The organism is Embleya scabrispora DSM 41855, assembly GCF_000372745.1.
Classification (GTDB): domain Bacteria; phylum Actinomycetota; class Actinomycetes; order Streptomycetales; family Streptomycetaceae; genus Embleya; species Embleya scabrispora.
On record NZ_KB889671.1, the window covers coordinates 13,025 to 27,124 of the forward strand.

The 14,100-nt window shown below is 72.7% G+C and carries 13 protein-coding genes; 6 read left to right on the forward strand and 7 right to left on the reverse strand.

The window, feature by feature from the left end:
- Positions 1 to 54: 54 nt before the first annotated feature.
- Together A3IC_RS0123275 and A3IC_RS0123280 are read right to left on the reverse strand one after the other, a co-directional pair.
- Positions 55 to 873 carry a DUF2127 domain-containing protein gene (locus A3IC_RS0123275; RefSeq protein ID WP_020552467.1) on the reverse strand — a complete coding sequence of 273 codons (819 nt, stop codon included), beginning with the start codon at positions 871 to 873 and terminating at the stop codon, positions 55 to 57.
- A gap of 113 nt (positions 874 to 986) precedes the next feature.
- Positions 987 to 1,604 carry a TetR family transcriptional regulator gene (locus tag A3IC_RS0123280; RefSeq protein WP_020552468.1) on the reverse strand — a complete coding sequence of 206 codons (618 nt, stop codon included), beginning with the start codon at positions 1,602 to 1,604 and terminating at the stop codon, positions 987 to 989.
- A 133-nt stretch (positions 1,605 to 1,737) separates the two neighbouring features.
- Here A3IC_RS0123280 and A3IC_RS0123285 point away from each other — a divergent pair, with 133 nt between their 5' ends.
- Together A3IC_RS0123285 and A3IC_RS0123290 are read left to right on the forward strand one after the other, a co-directional pair.
- On the forward strand, positions 1,738 to 2,916 hold the full coding sequence (locus A3IC_RS0123285; RefSeq protein WP_020552469.1) for a thiolase family protein: 1,179 nt from the start codon (positions 1,738 to 1,740) through the stop codon (positions 2,914 to 2,916).
- Between the two features lie 115 nt (positions 2,917 to 3,031).
- Complete coding sequence (locus A3IC_RS0123290) at positions 3,032 to 3,793, forward strand: 3-hydroxyacyl-CoA dehydrogenase (RefSeq protein ID WP_020552470.1); 762 nt, start codon at positions 3,032 to 3,034, stop codon at positions 3,791 to 3,793.
- A gap of 122 nt (positions 3,794 to 3,915) precedes the next feature.
- On the opposite strand, the gene A3IC_RS0123295 is transcribed toward A3IC_RS0123290, so the two are convergent.
- Together A3IC_RS0123295 and A3IC_RS62550 are read right to left on the reverse strand one after the other, a co-directional pair.
- Positions 3,916 to 4,578 carry a TetR/AcrR family transcriptional regulator gene (locus tag A3IC_RS0123295; protein WP_020552471.1) on the reverse strand — a complete coding sequence of 221 codons (663 nt, stop codon included), beginning with the start codon at positions 4,576 to 4,578 and terminating at the stop codon, positions 3,916 to 3,918.
- Positions 4,579 to 4,768: 190 nt separating this feature from the next.
- Entirely contained in the window at positions 4,769 to 6,781 is a 2,013-nt protein-coding gene (locus A3IC_RS62550; protein ID WP_026218626.1) for a hypothetical protein, read from the reverse strand.
- Positions 6,782 to 7,251: 470 nt separating this feature from the next.
- Between A3IC_RS62550 and A3IC_RS62555 the strand changes: the two genes are divergently transcribed.
- Positions 7,252 to 8,235 carry a GntR family transcriptional regulator gene (locus A3IC_RS62555; protein ID WP_158696068.1) on the forward strand — a complete coding sequence of 328 codons (984 nt, stop codon included), beginning with the start codon at positions 7,252 to 7,254 and terminating at the stop codon, positions 8,233 to 8,235.
- 83 nt (positions 8,236 to 8,318) lie between these two features.
- Here the strand turns inward: A3IC_RS62555 and A3IC_RS62560 are convergent, their stop codons facing one another.
- Together A3IC_RS62560 and A3IC_RS0123320 are read right to left on the reverse strand one after the other, a co-directional pair.
- Positions 8,319 to 9,050, reverse strand: coding sequence for a GntR family transcriptional regulator (locus A3IC_RS62560; protein WP_020552474.1), 732 nt, complete (start codon positions 9,048 to 9,050; stop codon positions 8,319 to 8,321).
- A 119-nt stretch (positions 9,051 to 9,169) separates the two neighbouring features.
- On the reverse strand, positions 9,170 to 10,702 hold the full coding sequence (locus A3IC_RS0123320; protein ID WP_052173735.1) for an ArnT family glycosyltransferase: 1,533 nt from the start codon (positions 10,700 to 10,702) through the stop codon (positions 9,170 to 9,172).
- A 136-nt stretch (positions 10,703 to 10,838) separates the two neighbouring features.
- Here A3IC_RS0123320 and A3IC_RS71235 point away from each other — a divergent pair, with 136 nt between their 5' ends.
- On the forward strand, positions 10,839 to 11,177 hold the full coding sequence (locus A3IC_RS71235; protein ID WP_020552476.1) for a DUF5360 family protein: 339 nt from the start codon (positions 10,839 to 10,841) through the stop codon (positions 11,175 to 11,177).
- Positions 11,178 to 11,269: 92 nt separating this feature from the next.
- Positions 11,270 to 11,752, forward strand: coding sequence for a peroxiredoxin (locus A3IC_RS0123330; protein ID WP_020552477.1), 483 nt, complete (start codon positions 11,270 to 11,272; stop codon positions 11,750 to 11,752).
- Positions 11,753 to 11,773: 21 nt separating this feature from the next.
- Here the strand turns inward: A3IC_RS0123330 and A3IC_RS62565 are convergent, their stop codons facing one another.
- Positions 11,774 to 12,694, reverse strand: coding sequence for a S1 family peptidase (locus tag A3IC_RS62565; RefSeq protein ID WP_158696070.1), 921 nt, complete (start codon positions 12,692 to 12,694; stop codon positions 11,774 to 11,776).
- 300 nt (positions 12,695 to 12,994) lie between these two features.
- On the opposite strand from A3IC_RS62565, the gene A3IC_RS0123340 reads away from it, so the two are divergent.
- On the forward strand, positions 12,995 to 14,026 hold the full coding sequence (locus A3IC_RS0123340; RefSeq protein ID WP_026218629.1) for an ABC transporter substrate-binding protein: 1,032 nt from the start codon (positions 12,995 to 12,997) through the stop codon (positions 14,024 to 14,026).
- Positions 14,027 to 14,100: the final 74 nt, after the last annotated feature.

Genomic DNA, 14,100 nt, shown 5'->3' on the forward strand with positions numbered 1-14,100 from the left:
GCCGAACGTGCGGACGGCGCCCGGGGTTTCACGGTAGGGGTTCGGGCGGATCGATCAGGGTGTGCGCGCGTGCCGCGTCTTGGGCGGGTGCACGTGTTCCTCCCACGGTTGCCGCGGCGGCCCGGGGTGGATCGCCTCGTCGATCTCCAGCAGGGATTCGCTGTGCCGTTCGCGTTCGAACGCCTCGGCGCCGCCGCGGACCCCGAACAGCCGCTTCGCGACGATGATGTAGACGACCGCGAGGATGTTCAGAACGAGGGTGGCCACCTTGAACGGGCTCACGTGCTCGCGCATCTCGTAGCCCTCCAGCGGCAGGAACGCCGCGGTGGCGACCACCGTGAGGTATTCCGCCCAGCGCTCGAGCAGCCACAGGCCGACCGCCTCGACGATCTCGATCACCGCGTAGACGACCATCGCGATGGCGACCCAGACCAGCGTCGAGTGCTTGTAGTCGAACGTCTTGCGGATCGAGTCGACGATCGGCGAGTGGTCCAGGTCGTAGTGGAAATGCTCGGCCACCGGCCGGAACACGGTCAGGTCGTCTTCGAACAACCTGCGGACCGAGTCCTGCGAATTGCTGAATCGCCAGACCGCGTAGGCCGCGAGCAGGATCAGCACGCCGCGTGCGGCCCGCTCGACGGCCAGGAAGCGCAGGATCAACACGTCGCGCAGGGCTCGCCCGCGCATCACCGTCGGCGCGTCGGCGGCCGGGCCGCGGCCCTTGACCTCGCCCAGCACGTAGTCGCCGCAGCGTAGGCAGCGCCACGCCTCGCCGACCGGCGTGCTCGCGTGCAGTCGGTCGCGCAACGCGGGTTCGTCGGGAGCGTACGTCTCGTGTCCGCGCCGGGCGCAGGTCCGTCGATTCCAGTCCACGCCGCGAAGTTACGGCCCGCGGGTCCGATTCCGTCCGGGATTGAACCGGGTTCGCATCAAGGATTGGTCATCGAAGCGTGAAATGCCGGCCCCAGGACCCGCGCGGGGCCGGATCAGGCCGGGCCGCGGTCGGTCAGCACGGTGTCCAGGTACGTCGCCCACTGCCGGATGATCGCCCGCCGGCGCGCCTGATCGTCGGTGAGCAGTTCCCTGATGCCCAGCCCGCGGGCGAGGCTCAGCACCCCCTCCACGGCGGCCGGCACCCCGGGGCGGGAGACGTCGGCGCCGAGCAGGTCGACCGCCACGTCGTACATCGCGGCGCACAGTCGCCGATCCAGCGGCAGCACTTTGGCCCGCAGCGTGTCGTCCTGCGCCGCGGCCACCCACAGATTGAGTGCGGCCCGGTAGAGCGTGCCCCGGAACATCGACACGAGCGCGTCGACCACCGCCTCGGTGTGTTCGGGGCCGGGCGGGATCCGGGCCCCGTCCAGCCGTATCCGGGCGAACAGGTCCCCGGTCATGTGATCGATCGCGGCGGTGAACAGATCCTCGCGAGTGGGGAAGTGGTGCTGCACCGCACCCCGGGAGACGCCCGCACGCTCGGCGACCACGGTCACGGTGCCGCCGAGCCAGCCGACCTCGGCCAGCACCTCGACGGCGGTGTCCAGAAGTTTTGCTCGGGTGACGCGACTGCGGTGCTGGCGTGGTTCGCGTACGGGTGCGCTGGTCACGGACCTCAGCCTAGTGCTGCGACCGGGGGTGCCCGCCTGTGCCGGGGTCGCTGCTTGACAGGGGTTGCACCGGAGGGTCGAATGTCTTTAGCGAACGTTCAGTAACCTTGCGGATCCGAGGAGACGAATCCCCATGACCACAGCCGTCATCGTCGACGCGGTGCGGACCGCCTCCGGCAAGGGCAAGCCCGGCGGTGCGCTCTTCGGCACCCACCCGGTGGACCTGCTCGCCCACACGCTGCGCGCCCTGGTCGAGCGCAACGGTCTCGACCCGGCGCTGGTCGAGGACGTGATCGCGGGCTGTGTGTCCCAGGCAGGCGACCAGTCGCTGAACATCGCGCGCAACGCGGTGCTCGCCGCCGGATTCCCGGAGAGCGTCCCGGCGACGACCGTGGACCGGCAGTGCGGATCCAGCCAGCAGGCCGCGCACTTCGCCGCGCAGGGCGTGATCGCCGGCGCGTACGACATCGTGATCGCGGGCGGCGTCGAGTCGATGAGCCGGGTGCCGATGGGCTTCGCCGCGCGCGGGGGCGATCCGTTCGGCGAACTGCTCGGCAGGCGCTACCCCGAGGGGCTGATCCCGCAGGGCTACTCGGCCGAGTTGATCGCGGCCCGATGGAACCTGGACCGTGAGGCGCTCGACCGGTTCTCCGCCCGCTCGCACCGGCTCGCCGCACAGGCCGGCGCCGAGGGCGCGTTCGACCGGGAGATCGTGCCGATCACACTCGCGGGCGGTGAGCACCGGGTGGACGAGACGGTACGGCCGGCCACCACCGAGGAGGGCCTGGCCGGGCTCAAGCCCGCGTTCGTGGACGAGGGCATGGGTGCGCGCTTCCCGGAGATCGACTGGCGGATCACCCCGGGCAACTCGTCGCCGCTGACCGACGGCGCCTCCGCCGCGCTGATCATGAGCGAGGAGCGCGCGACCGCGCTCGGGCTGACCCCGCGTGCCCGCTTCCACACGTTCGCGGTGACCGGCGACGACCCGATGCTGATGCTGACCGGGATCATCCCGGCCACCCGCAAGGTGCTCGAACGGGCCGGCCTGGGCATCGACGACATCGACGCGTTCGAGGTCAACGAGGCGTTCGCGTCGGTGCCGTTGGCGTGGGCCGCGGAGGTGGGCGCCGACTTGGAGAAGGTGAACCGGCGCGGTGGTGCGATCGCGATCGGGCACCCGCTCGGCGCGTCCGGCGGGCGGCTGTTGAGCACGCTGCTGGGCGTGCTGGAGTCCACGGGCGGCCGGTACGGCCTGCAGACGATGTGCGAGGGCGGCGGGATGGCCAACGCGATGATCATCGAACGCCTCTGAGGCTTCCTGCCTGCCGCGATTGTTTTTCGGTCGCCCCGGTCTTCCGGTGGTTCGACCCGTCTTGCCGGTTCACCTCAATTGTCTGGTTCGCTCGGATCGTTACGGAGACACATAGATGCGCATCGAAGGCACCACCGCCCTGATCACCGGCGGCGCCTCGGGCCTGGGCCTGGCCACCGCCGAACTGCTCGTCGCGAAGGGCGCGTCCGTCGTGCTCTTCGACCTGCCCTCGTCGCAGGGCAAGGAGGTCGCCGAACGGCTCGGTGAGCGGGCCGTGTTCGTACCCGGCGACGTCACTCGGGAGGACGAGGTACGGGCGGCGGTGGACGCGGCGGACGCGGACGGCACGCTGGCGATCACGGTCAACTGCGCGGGCGTGGCCAACGCGGCCCGTACGGTGGGGCGGCAGGGCGCCTTCCCGTTGGACCTGTTCGCGCGCGTGGTCAACGTCAACCTGATCGGCACGTTCAACGTGCTGCGGCTGGCGGCGGAGCGCATGGTCGGGCACGAGCCGGTGGACGGCGAGCGCGGCGTGATCGTCAACACCGCGTCGGTCGCGGCCTTCGACGGGCAGATCGGGCAGGCCGCGTACAGCGCGTCCAAGGGCGGCATCGCGGCGATGACGCTGCCCATCGCACGGGACATGGCCGGTCTGGCGGTGCGGGTGATGACGATCGCGCCCGGCCTGTTCGAGACGCCGCTGCTCGGGGCGCTTCCGGAGGCCGCGCGCGCCTCGCTCGGCGCGCAGGTGCCGCATCCGAGTCGGTTGGGGCGGCCGGCGGAGTATGCGTCGCTGGTTGCGCACATCGTGGAGAACCAGATGCTCAATGGCGAGGTGATTCGGTTGGACGGCGCGATCAGGATGGCGCCGAAGTAGTCGCCGGGCGCTGTGTCTTTCGGCCTCGAACGCGACCCGGCCTCCGACCGAGGCGGCCGCAAGCGCCGGCCGGGCCGGGTCGGGTTCGGCCGGCCTCGGCCGGCGGCTGGGCCGAGGTGGCCTCAGGCGCCGGCCGGGCCGGGTTTGGGGAGGCCGGGTGTGTGGCCGACTGTGGCCAGGGAGATGGTTACGTAGCGGTTGGCGATTTGTTGGGGGGTCAAGGGGCCCGTGGGGCGGTACCAGTTGGCGACGGCCTGGCAGCAGGTGATCACGGCGCGGCCGGCGTCGACCGGGTACGGGGTGGTGAACTCGCCCAGGGCCACGCCGTCTCGTACCGCGTCGTGCATCAGCGCTTCGAGTTCGTCGCGCATCGCGACGTAGCGGGCCCGGTTGTCGGGTTCGAGGCTGCGCATCTCGGTGTCCAGGAAGGCCAGCGGCGCGCGGTTCGCCATGTACAGCACGATGCACTCGACCAGTGCGGCGAACCGCGCGGTGGGCGCGTCGTCGGCCTCGGCCAGAGCGCCCCGGCAACGACCGAGCGCCGCGTTCATCGAGCCGATCAGCAACTCGACCAGCAGCGCCTGCTTGTTCTGGTAGTGGTAGTACAGCGCCGGCACCGTCACGCCCACCCGACGGGCGATGTCGCGCACCGTCGTGCCGTGATACCCGTGCTCGTCGAACGCGGCGAGCGAGGCGGCCAGGATAGGCGGCAGCAGCAGCGGGTCGTACGCGCGCCAGTCGGTGTGGCCGTCGGCGCGCAGGTCCGCCGCGAGTGGCTCCGCCATGGGGTCCGGCTCCTGTTTCCGCACACGGGCTCCGGCCGTTCCGGGGCACATCGTCTTGGTTGTCGCCATTGTGGTCGTCGGCAGTCTAACGATCGCTCGCTCGGCAACCCCGGTGCCGGGCGCGCCCGGATGCCACCGACCCGAGCCCGCCCCGAACTCGACCGCGCGGCACCGTACTTCGTGCCGCCGCTCAGCCGCCGATCTGTTGCAGGGTCTTGACCAGTTCGGCGAAGCCGATGCCGACCTCGTCCAGGACGCGCAGCAGGGCCGGCGGCGGGTCGCCGATCTGCCGGTTGAGCGGACCCACCCGGCCCGGGACGCTCGCCAGGTCGCCGCCGCGGAAGCGCGACTCGGGGTCGGCCGGCGGACGTATCTGGTAGCTGCGCCAGTTCCGGGCGGGCCAGTTCAGCAGCGTCAGGTCGGGCGCGTGCCAGGCCATGAAGGCCCAGCGGCGCTCGTTGCCGGCCTGGATCAGTACCGGCTCGCCGTACTGCGCCAGGCGGGTCGCGGCCACCGCCGCGATCGGGACCGGGTTGCCGAACGAGCCGGTGATCCGCCAGATCCCGTCCTCGATGCCGGCGACCCAGCCGTGTGCGGCGAACTCCTCGATCGCGTCGGCGTACGGGCCGTCCTCGGCGGGGGCCGTGGGGAACGGCTCGGGGTCCCCGTGGGACGGGACGTACAGCGGCGCCGGCGTCGGAGTCGGCGCGGGCGGCGCGCTCGGGGCCGGAGTCGGCGCCGGCGGACGCGGTGCCGGTGCGGCCGGCGGCGTGGGCGCGGCCTCGACCGGGCGCGGCGTGACGACCGGTCGCGGCGCGACCGCGGGCGTCGGTGCGGGTGCCGCGGGCCGCGGGGCGGGCGTGGGCTCCGGGCGCGGGGCGAGCCGCGTGTCGCTCGGCCGCGCGGCGGTGGCCGGGCTGTACGCGAAGACCGGAGCGGAGTACACCACGCTGCCGTCGGCGCGGGTGGTGCTGCCGCGCACGACCGGACCCAGGCCCGCGGCGGGCGGGAAGCCGGCGCTCGACGCACCGCTCGGGATGGTGCCCAACTCCCGCCAGGAGCCCGGCGATCCGTCGGTGGAAGTGCTCACCGTGACCGGCTCGCGGGCGGCCTCGGCGAGCACCACGTGCAGCCCCGCGCCGTCCGCCCGCGCGCCGAGCAGCACGAGTTCGGCGCCCGCCGCGACACCGCGCAGCGCGTCCAGGCCGGCGGGCGAGGTGGTTCGGCCGTCGCCGAGCGACAACACCGGACCGCCGGCGGTGCGCACCGCGAGGTCCAGACCGCCGCCGGCCGCCGCGGTGCCGGCGAACCCGGCCCGGGTCAGGTCGGCGTTGCCGGTCAGCGCGAACCACCGGTCGCCGATCCGCCACTGTGCGAACCGGCCGTGTACCAGCCGCTGTTCGGGAAGCACGAGTACGTCGGCGGGACGACCGCCGAGCGCGGAGCGCAGCAGTGCGCCGGTGTGGCCCGACCAGTTCTCGTGCACACCGAGCAGCACCCGCGCGGGGGCCAGACGCGCGATCAGCTCGCGCAGCGTGTCGCCCGCCGGATCCACGGCCGGCGCGTACACGTGCAGCTCCTCCACCGGGCCGGCCGGCACCTGGTCCAGCAGCGAGCGGTCGAGATTGTCCAGCAGCCGCGCGTCGGGACCGGGCGTCTCGTCGGCCAGGATGTGCCGCTCGGTCAGCAGCATGGCTATCTCGCGCAGGTGGTCGCCGGCCCACGGGGCCATCTCGACCCCGTCCAGCTCGGGCAGCTTGTCCAGCCAGTCGGCCACGTCGGCCGGCAGCGCGTTGGACGCGTCGTCCTCGGTCTCGACCACCGTCCACAACCGGTCGTCGCCGGCCCAGCCGGGCAGCGCCGGGGTGCCGCCGCCGATCGCGATCCGGCTCGCGTGCTCGCCGAGCAGTACGACCAGCTTGGCGCGCAGCCCACCGGGACACACGGTGGGCGCGTAGAGGTAGTCACGGCCGGCGCCGCGCACCTGGCGTGGGTCGTGCGCCTCCTGCGCGGCGTCCCCGAAGATCGCGACGCGAGCGGAGAGGTCGCGGGCGAGGGGGACGGCGACGCGCTCCAGGAAGGGCAGGTCGACGTTCAGGCCGAGGAACAGGGCCTCGTGCAGGGCGGCGCCGTCGGTGCGCTCGTGCCATTCCCGCAGGAGCGTGACGGGGGATGCGGATCGGGTGTGCTGCGACGCGGTCATATGTCGATGTCCAAGGTCGTTCGTCCCGAGGGGATGGCGTGCGGGTGCGGCTCGCGGATGCGATCCGTGGAGCCGTCGACACGGTTCCGATGGTAGGCCCGGTCGCGGGTCGGAGGAGGAGGGCCGACCACCGAACGGGCGCGCCCCGGATCGGCGCCGGTCGGCGTGCGGGCCGCGCGGGTCATCCGAAACCACCTTCCTCGTCGCGAGGATCATCGCAGGAGTCGGCGGTGGCGATGGCAAAGGTCCCACCTCGTGGGCACCATCCGGGGGCGGAGCGCTCCCGCATCCTTGTCGCCGACCCGGCTGCCTGAGATATTAGTCCCTTCCGGCATAGGAGTGTCCGGCCGCGCCGGGGCGAATGCGTGGGTCGCCCCGTCCCGCGAACCGGTCGCGGCACCGACTTGCCGATCTTCGCCGATCCTCGTCGGCGACCCCGGACGCGGCCGGGATCCGAGGAGAATCCGGACATGACGCCGAGCCTGACAGCGCGCACCAAGAGCCGGACCGCCCTCGCCCGAGAGGCGATCCGAGGCCGCATCCTGCGCTTGGAGATGGCGCCGGGGACGGTGTTCAGCGAAGGGGATCTGGCGACCGCTCTGGGCATGGGCAAGACGCCGGTGCGCGAGGCGCTCAACCTGCTCATCCACGAGAGCCTGGTCGCGGTCGCGCCGCACTCGGGCTACCTGGTCATGCCGGTCACCCTGCGCGACATCCGGGAACTGCTCGAACTGCGTCTCACGGTCGAGACGTTGGCGGCCCGACTGGCGGCCGGCCGGCGCGATGCGGAGGGGCTGCGCGGGTTGGACGAGGCGGCGCGGGCGTGGCGGCGTACGGCTATGGGCGGGGCCTCGACGGCGGGTCGGGCGTCCGGTCCGGGGCACGGCTCCGGTCCCGGTCCGGCTCACGGCTCGGGTTCGGCTCCGGGTTCGGCTCTCGCGCGGGTGGCGGGTTCGGTACCGGATCCGGCTCACGGCTCGGTACCGGGTTTGCCGCCGGGGTCGGCTCTCGGCTCGGCTTCGGGTGCGGCGCTCCGGCCGGCGGGGGCCGGGGTACGTACCCGAGCCGGTGTCGCGTCCGTGCCGCTGGGGTGGCTCGGGTTCGGCGCCGCGCTCGCCGAGCGGGCCGGCAACGGGCGGGCCGTCGAGATAGAGGAATACGTGCTGCGCCACCAACTGCGACACCTGTGCCTGGCCGTCGCACTCGGCGAGCCGACCTGGCCGGCGCCCGACCACGGGCCACTGAGCGCCGCCTTGGCGGCGGGTGACCAGGACGCCGCGGCCGCCGCCGTCGAGTACGGCATTCGAGCGCTGGGCGCGGCCGTGTTCGGCGCGCTGGTGCCTCCGGTCGCCGCGCACCTGGGCCGCACGCACGGCAACGGATGCGACGCCGACCTCCCGGCCGACCTGCTCGACCTGGACCTGGGCACCCTGCTCCGCGCCGCCGCGACCTGACCCGCCCGCTGCGCGCCGCCGCGGGCCGAGCCGGTTGCCCGGGTCGGCGCTGCGCACGGGCGCCTACGGCGACCGGGGCCCTGTCACGGTCCGGGTGCGGGGCCTGCGATGTTCACGTCGAGTAGGGCGTCGCTGGACAGGAGGGTGTCCAGTACTCGTTCGCGGCATTCGGTGAGGCGGGTGTGTACCGCGCGTCGGGCCCCATCCGAGGCGCCTGCCGCGAGGGCGTCCAGGAGCGGCGTGTCGTCGCCCGCGATCGAGCGTGGGTGCGGCCCGTCGGCGGCCACGCACAGCCGGAGCAGCCGGTGGTGTGCGTGCAGGGTCGCGCCCAGCGCGCGGCGCAGGTGCCGATTGCCTGCCAGCTCGCCGAGCAGCAGATGCAGCCGGGTGTACCGGTCCAGCCACGCGTCCGGGCCCTCGACCGGCCCCGCGCTCCGCACCCACGCGCCCTCGCGGGCCACCGGCGCGACGACCTCGGCCGGCCGCCGGGCCACCGCCGCCGCCGCGTCCTGCTCCAGCGCCCGATGCAGGTCGAACAACTCGCGCGCGGAGCGCAGGGTGACCCGGGAGACCCGGTAGCCGCTGCGCGGGATGACCTCGACGAAGCCGTCCTCGGCGAGCAGGGCGAGCGCCTCGTGCACGGGTGTCTTGCTCATGCCCAGCTCGCCGGCCACCGCCTTCTCGGTGAATCGTGCGCCGGGGGCGAGTTCCAGGTGCAGCACCCGACGCCGGACCTCCCGGTACGCCGAGCCGGTCAGCGACCCGGGCCGGCCCTCGCCGCCGGTGCGATAGCCGGGCGGACTCGCATTCGCCATGACACTCCTCTCATCGCGCACTGTCCGGCCGCGACTCGGGGCGCGGCGCGTCGATACGTGGGCCGGGGCCGACCGGGCCGACCGGGGCGACCGGGATGTGGCGGGTCGGCCCGGGCCGGTCAGTAGAAGTGCCGCAGTTCGGGCCACAGCCGCGACCAGGGCTTGGCCGTGCCCGCGCACAGTTCGACCATCGCGTGCTGCTCCTCGTTGTCGACGCCCTCCCCGTTGTCCACTCGGGTGACCAGCCGACAGCCGATGAAGTCCCGGCGCCCGGCCGAGACTTCGCCCTCGTGAACGATCACCACCGGACCGTCGGCGCGATCCGGCGGCGGGCCCCAGTCGGCGAAGGACATGTGGCCCGAATACGGCTTCGGCAGCCCTCGGGCCGGGCCGTACCGGTCGAGCGCGCCCGCCTCGCCGTAGTTGCCCGCGAACAGCACTGCCCGATCCCGCTGTTCGGGCGGGATCCGGGCCCAGGCCACCGCCGCCGCGTCGGCCAGTTCGGGCCAGCCGATCTGCTCGCCCTGCTCCGGGTTGATCGAGTTCACCGCGTTCACCCGGCCGGCCGGCAGCAGCGGCAGTGAGATCACCGCGCTGGTGACGGTGGCGACCACGAGCATCGAGCCGACCGGCACCCGCCGACCGGGTCGGGACGCGGCCCAGCGCACGGTCGGCTCGCAGCCGGCCGCGACAAGCACCAGGAGCAGCGGCAGCGCGTAGTACGACTTGCCGCCCGAGCCGATCACCAGGACGCACAGGGTCAGGTACCCGGGCAGTATCGAGCGAGCCCAGCCAATCTGCTCCGAACGCCACAGCCGCACCCCGCCGGCCACCCATATCGGCACGAACAGCGGTGACAGGTAAGCGATTTGCAGCGGAACGAACATGATCCGGTTCTCGATACCGTCGTCCGTGCTGATCCCGCCGGCGACGGTGAACTGCGGCCAGCCGTGGCCCGCCTGCCAGATCAGGCCGGGGGCGCTGAGCAGGACCGCGATCGCGATGCCCGCACCGAGCAGCCGGCCGCGCAGCACCTCGCGTGGACCGACCGCGAGCAGGCCGACCAGCAGGGCCACCACGAGATAGCCGACCAGGTACTTGTTCAGCATCGCGCCGCCGACGGCCGCTCCCACCGCGAGCCACCAACGCCCGTCGCCGGTGCGCAGCAGGCGCAGCAGGAACCACGCCACCATGAGCCAGGCGAGGATGTCCAGCGTCGCGGTGGACCACAGGTGACCGACGCCGAGCACGATTCCGGAGGTGGCCGCGCAGGCCGCGGCGAGCAGCTGGCCGGCCCGGCCGGAACCGAACTCCCGTGCTATCAGCGCGACGACCAGGACGGTCGCCGCACATGCGAGCGCGGCGAATATCCGCAGATCCTGCGGCTCGTCCCCGAACAACTCGCCGGACGCGCGGGCGAGCAGCGGAGTGAGCGGGGGTTGGTCGACGTAGCCCCACGCGAGATGCCGACCGGCCACCACGAAGTACAGCTCGTCGCGATGGAAGCCGTAGCGCGCGGACAGCGCCGCCTGCACCGCGAAGACCGCGATCATGATCAGCGCGATCGGCCGCTTCGCGAGCGGCGGCAGGGCGGGCGGTACGGGAGCGGGCAGCAGCGGCTCGGTCGACGTGCGTTTCTCCACACGGCTCATTACGTCATGGTGCCGGATCCGGGGCCGGTACGGCAGAGACTCGCGCGCGGGTCCACACAACGAGTCGGGACTCCCCTGTGAGGAAGGGCGGAACACCCGATGCCGAGCACGCGCGGCCGGCCGATCCGCTGCTACGGTGATTCCCGACCGTCCGGACGATTTCCGAGCGGACCCGGGGGCGCGCCGATGCGCGATCGACTACTGGAACCACTCGTTCGTGCCGCTCGACCTCGCGGCGGCGGTGACCGGACTGGCCGCGGTGCGCCCGGGCCGGCGGACCGCGACCGGGTATAGCCATCCGCTGATGCTGATTTCGCTCGTCCTGACCGGCACCGCCGGCCTCCAGGCCGTCGCGTTCTGGGCGTTGCGCGGCGACTTCGCGCTCGAATGGTGGGCGCCGAACCTGTTCCTGCTGCTGTTCCCGCTACCCGCGATCACGGTGCTGGTGCGGCGGTTGGCGCGCGTCCGGCCCTGAGCGAGGTCCGGCCCCGGCGATACGGGTAACGTCGTGGTGCGAAGCGTGGCCGGCTTCGCACCGCCACCCCACCCGCCCGAGGAGCCCACGACGTGTCCAAGACCCCCGAGATCGGCGCACCGGCACCGGACTTCACCCTCGACGCGGTACACCTGAGCGACGGCGAGGCGCGCCGCGAGGCGCTGACCCTGTCCGCGCAGCGCGGTCGTCCGCTCGTGCTGGCCTTCTACCCCGGCGACGACACGGCGGTGTGCACGAAGCAACTGTGCTCGTATTCCTCCGGCTTCGAACAATTCACCGACTTGGACGCCGCCGTCTGGGGGATCAGCCCGCAGGACCTGGACAGTCACGAGAAGTTCGCCCGCAAGCACGGCCTGCGCATGCCGCTGCTCGCCGACACCGATCACAGCGTGGTCCGGTCCTACGGCATCGGCCTGGGCAACAACGCGCTGCGCCGCGCCGTCTTCATCATCGACGCCGAGGGCATCCTGCGCTGGAAACACGTGGCCCTGGTCGGCCTCACCTACCGAGGCGTGGACACCCTGACCGCCCAGCTGAAGCTTCTGCGCGGCTGAGCCGCAGCGCCCGAACCGACGTCAAAAGTCCAGTGGTTGGATGAAGGTGGGGGCGCCTTGGGGTGGGCCGCCGCTGATCAGGCCGACTCCGGTGGGGCCGATGTGGACCGGGCCGCCGGAGTCGCCGGCGGCGCCGGACTGGGTGCTGCGCGCCAGGCCGGTGACCGCGCCCTCGGGGTAGTTCACGGTGACATCGGTGGCGTCGATGGTGCCGCACCGGGTGCCGCTGGAGGCACCGGTGGCGCAGACCCGGTCGCGGAGCCGAGGTCGGGCGAAGCCGGTGATCGCGGTGGTGGAGTCGCCGTCGACGATGTCGGCGGTCAGGGTCAGGCCCTCGGCCGCGGGGATGACCGCCCAGTCGGCACCGGGGAAGCGGGACTGGTCGACGGTGCCGACCAGGGCGCCGGTGCCGTCGTACCAGGTGGGCGCGTCCCGGGCGCAATGGCCCGCCGTGCCGGTCGTGTTCGGGCGGTAGCCGTTGAAGCCGGCGGTGCAGATGAGCACCGTGCCGGTGAGCCCGCTGTAGATCGCGCTGCCGCCGTGGAATCCGCTCGCGGCGTGGGAGTTCGGGTCGGCGGCCGGTCCTTTGGCCACCCGCGATCGGATCGCCGCGTCGAGTTCGACGATCTTCACCAGCGCGGGCATCAACCGGGCAGTGTTCAGGAAGGCCGAAGTGGCCGGGTCGGCGGCGCCGCGCAGGGTGGCGATCGTGAGTGTGCAGCGCTGGTGATCGATGTACCAGTACTGGCTGTTGCCGGCCCGGCCGTCCAGGGCCAGCCCGTCCAACCGGTGCCGGAGCACGCGCAGTTCGTCCAACCGGTCGACGAGGCAGCCGCCGCCGGCGGTCGGCCCGGACGCGGCCGGGCCGACCTGCGTGGTCAGGACGAGCACGGCCGCTGCGGCCATCGACAACATCGAACGCGTCACGGTGGTCCGCTTCATGCCGGACACCGTACGGACCGGCCTCCGGCGTCCGGCGGTCGATCGGGCCGGGGTCACCCGAACGAGCGGATGCGATCCGCCGCACGCGCGCCGCGCCCGTTCGCGAGCGTCGCCGCGATCGCGCCGCCGTCCGCGATTCCCGCGCGCCGCGCCGTCGCGGCCGGGCGTGACGTGCGCCACCCGGGCGGATGGCAACCCGTACCGTCTTGCGCAACTCATGGAAGGTAAGGCTAACCTAAGCACGACCCCGGGGGCGTGCCGAACCCCGGTCCCCGTCCGTACTCGTGCCCGGAGTCCCACATGCCCTCATCTCATCGCTCGCTCACGACCGCCCGGCGGCGCGTGGTTCGGCTGCTCGCCGTGGCGGGGGCCGCCGGTCTGCTGCTCACCGGGTGCGGTTCCGACTCCGACTCCGAGTCCGACGCCAAGCCCGCCGCGAACCAGGGCAGCGGCGCGCCGGCCGGCGGCGACTCGGCCGGCGGCACCCGCACCGTCAAGGACGCGACCGGCACCGCGGTCCAGGTGCCGGCCGGCCCCAAGCGCGTCGTGGTGCTCACCCAGGAGGACCTGGACGCGGTGCTGGCGCTCGGTATCAAGCCGGTCGGCATCACCAACGGCCAGGGCCTGGACAAGCCGCCCGCCTACCTGGCCGACAAGGTCAAGGGCATCGAGGTGGTCGGCAACCTGCTCCAGCCGGTGATGGACAAGGTGATCGCGGCCAAGCCGGATCTGATCCTGGCCGGCGACATGCAGGACGAGCAGGTGCTCAAGCAGCTGCGCAAGATCACGCCGGCGACGCTGGTCACGATGGCCCCCACCGACGACTGGAAGTTGTCCTTCCGCGGCATCGGCAACGCGGTCAACAAGCTGGACCAGGCGAACAAGGTGATCACCGACTACGAGGCCAAGGCCAAGAAGACCGGCGAGGATCTGACCGCGAACAAGGGCGCCGCGGTGAGCATCGTGCGCTGGAACCCGAACGGCCCGAGCTGGATGGAGAAGCGTCAGTTCGCCAGTGGCGTCGCACTCGACATGGGGCTGACCCGGCCCAAGGCGCAGGACAAGGACGGCAACGCGCACACTCCCGCGCTGAGTTTGGAGAAGATCGCCGAGATCGACGGCGACTGGCTGTTCCTGGGCACGCTCACCGCGGACGGGGCGAGCGCGCTCAAGGAGGTCCAGGAGAAGCCGGCGTACAAGGAGTTGAACGCGGTCAAGAAGAACCGCGTGGTCACCGTGGACGGTTCGGTGTGGTCCACCCGGGGCGGTCCACTGGCCGCCGACGTGGTGCTCGGCGACATCGCCAAGGCGCTGTCCGCGACCTCCTCCTGACCCGTCGTCATCGGCGGCGACCGGCCCCGGGACGCCTCGTGCGTCCCGGGGCCGGGCTGTTGCGGGACCCGGAA

Excerpts from the sequence above, each read along its gene's own strand:
- A3IC_RS0123290 (WP_020552470.1), top strand. The coding sequence starts at position 3,032 with ATGCGCATCGAAGGCACCACCGCCCTGATCACCGGCGGCGCCTCGGGC.
- A3IC_RS0123285 (WP_020552469.1), top strand. The coding sequence starts at position 1,738 with ATGACCACAGCCGTCATCGTCGACGCGGTGCGGACCGCCTCCGGCAAG.
- A3IC_RS0123320 (WP_052173735.1), bottom strand. The coding sequence starts at position 10,702 with ATGAGCCGTGTGGAGAAACGCACGTCGACCGAGCCGCTGCTGCCCGCT.
- A3IC_RS62555 (WP_158696068.1), top strand. The coding sequence starts at position 7,252 with ATGACGCCGAGCCTGACAGCGCGCACCAAGAGCCGGACCGCCCTCGCC.
- A3IC_RS62565 (WP_158696070.1), bottom strand. The coding sequence starts at position 12,694 with ATGAAGCGGACCACCGTGACGCGTTCGATGTTGTCGATGGCCGCAGCG.
- A3IC_RS0123295 (WP_020552471.1), bottom strand. The coding sequence starts at position 4,578 with ATGGCGGAGCCACTCGCGGCGGACCTGCGCGCCGACGGCCACACCGAC.
- A3IC_RS0123340 (WP_026218629.1), top strand. The coding sequence starts at position 12,995 with ATGCCCTCATCTCATCGCTCGCTCACGACCGCCCGGCGGCGCGTGGTT.
- A3IC_RS62550 (WP_026218626.1), bottom strand. The coding sequence starts at position 6,781 with ATGACCGCGTCGCAGCACACCCGATCCGCATCCCCCGTCACGCTCCTG.
- A3IC_RS62560 (WP_020552474.1), bottom strand. The coding sequence starts at position 9,050 with ATGGCGAATGCGAGTCCGCCCGGCTATCGCACCGGCGGCGAGGGCCGG.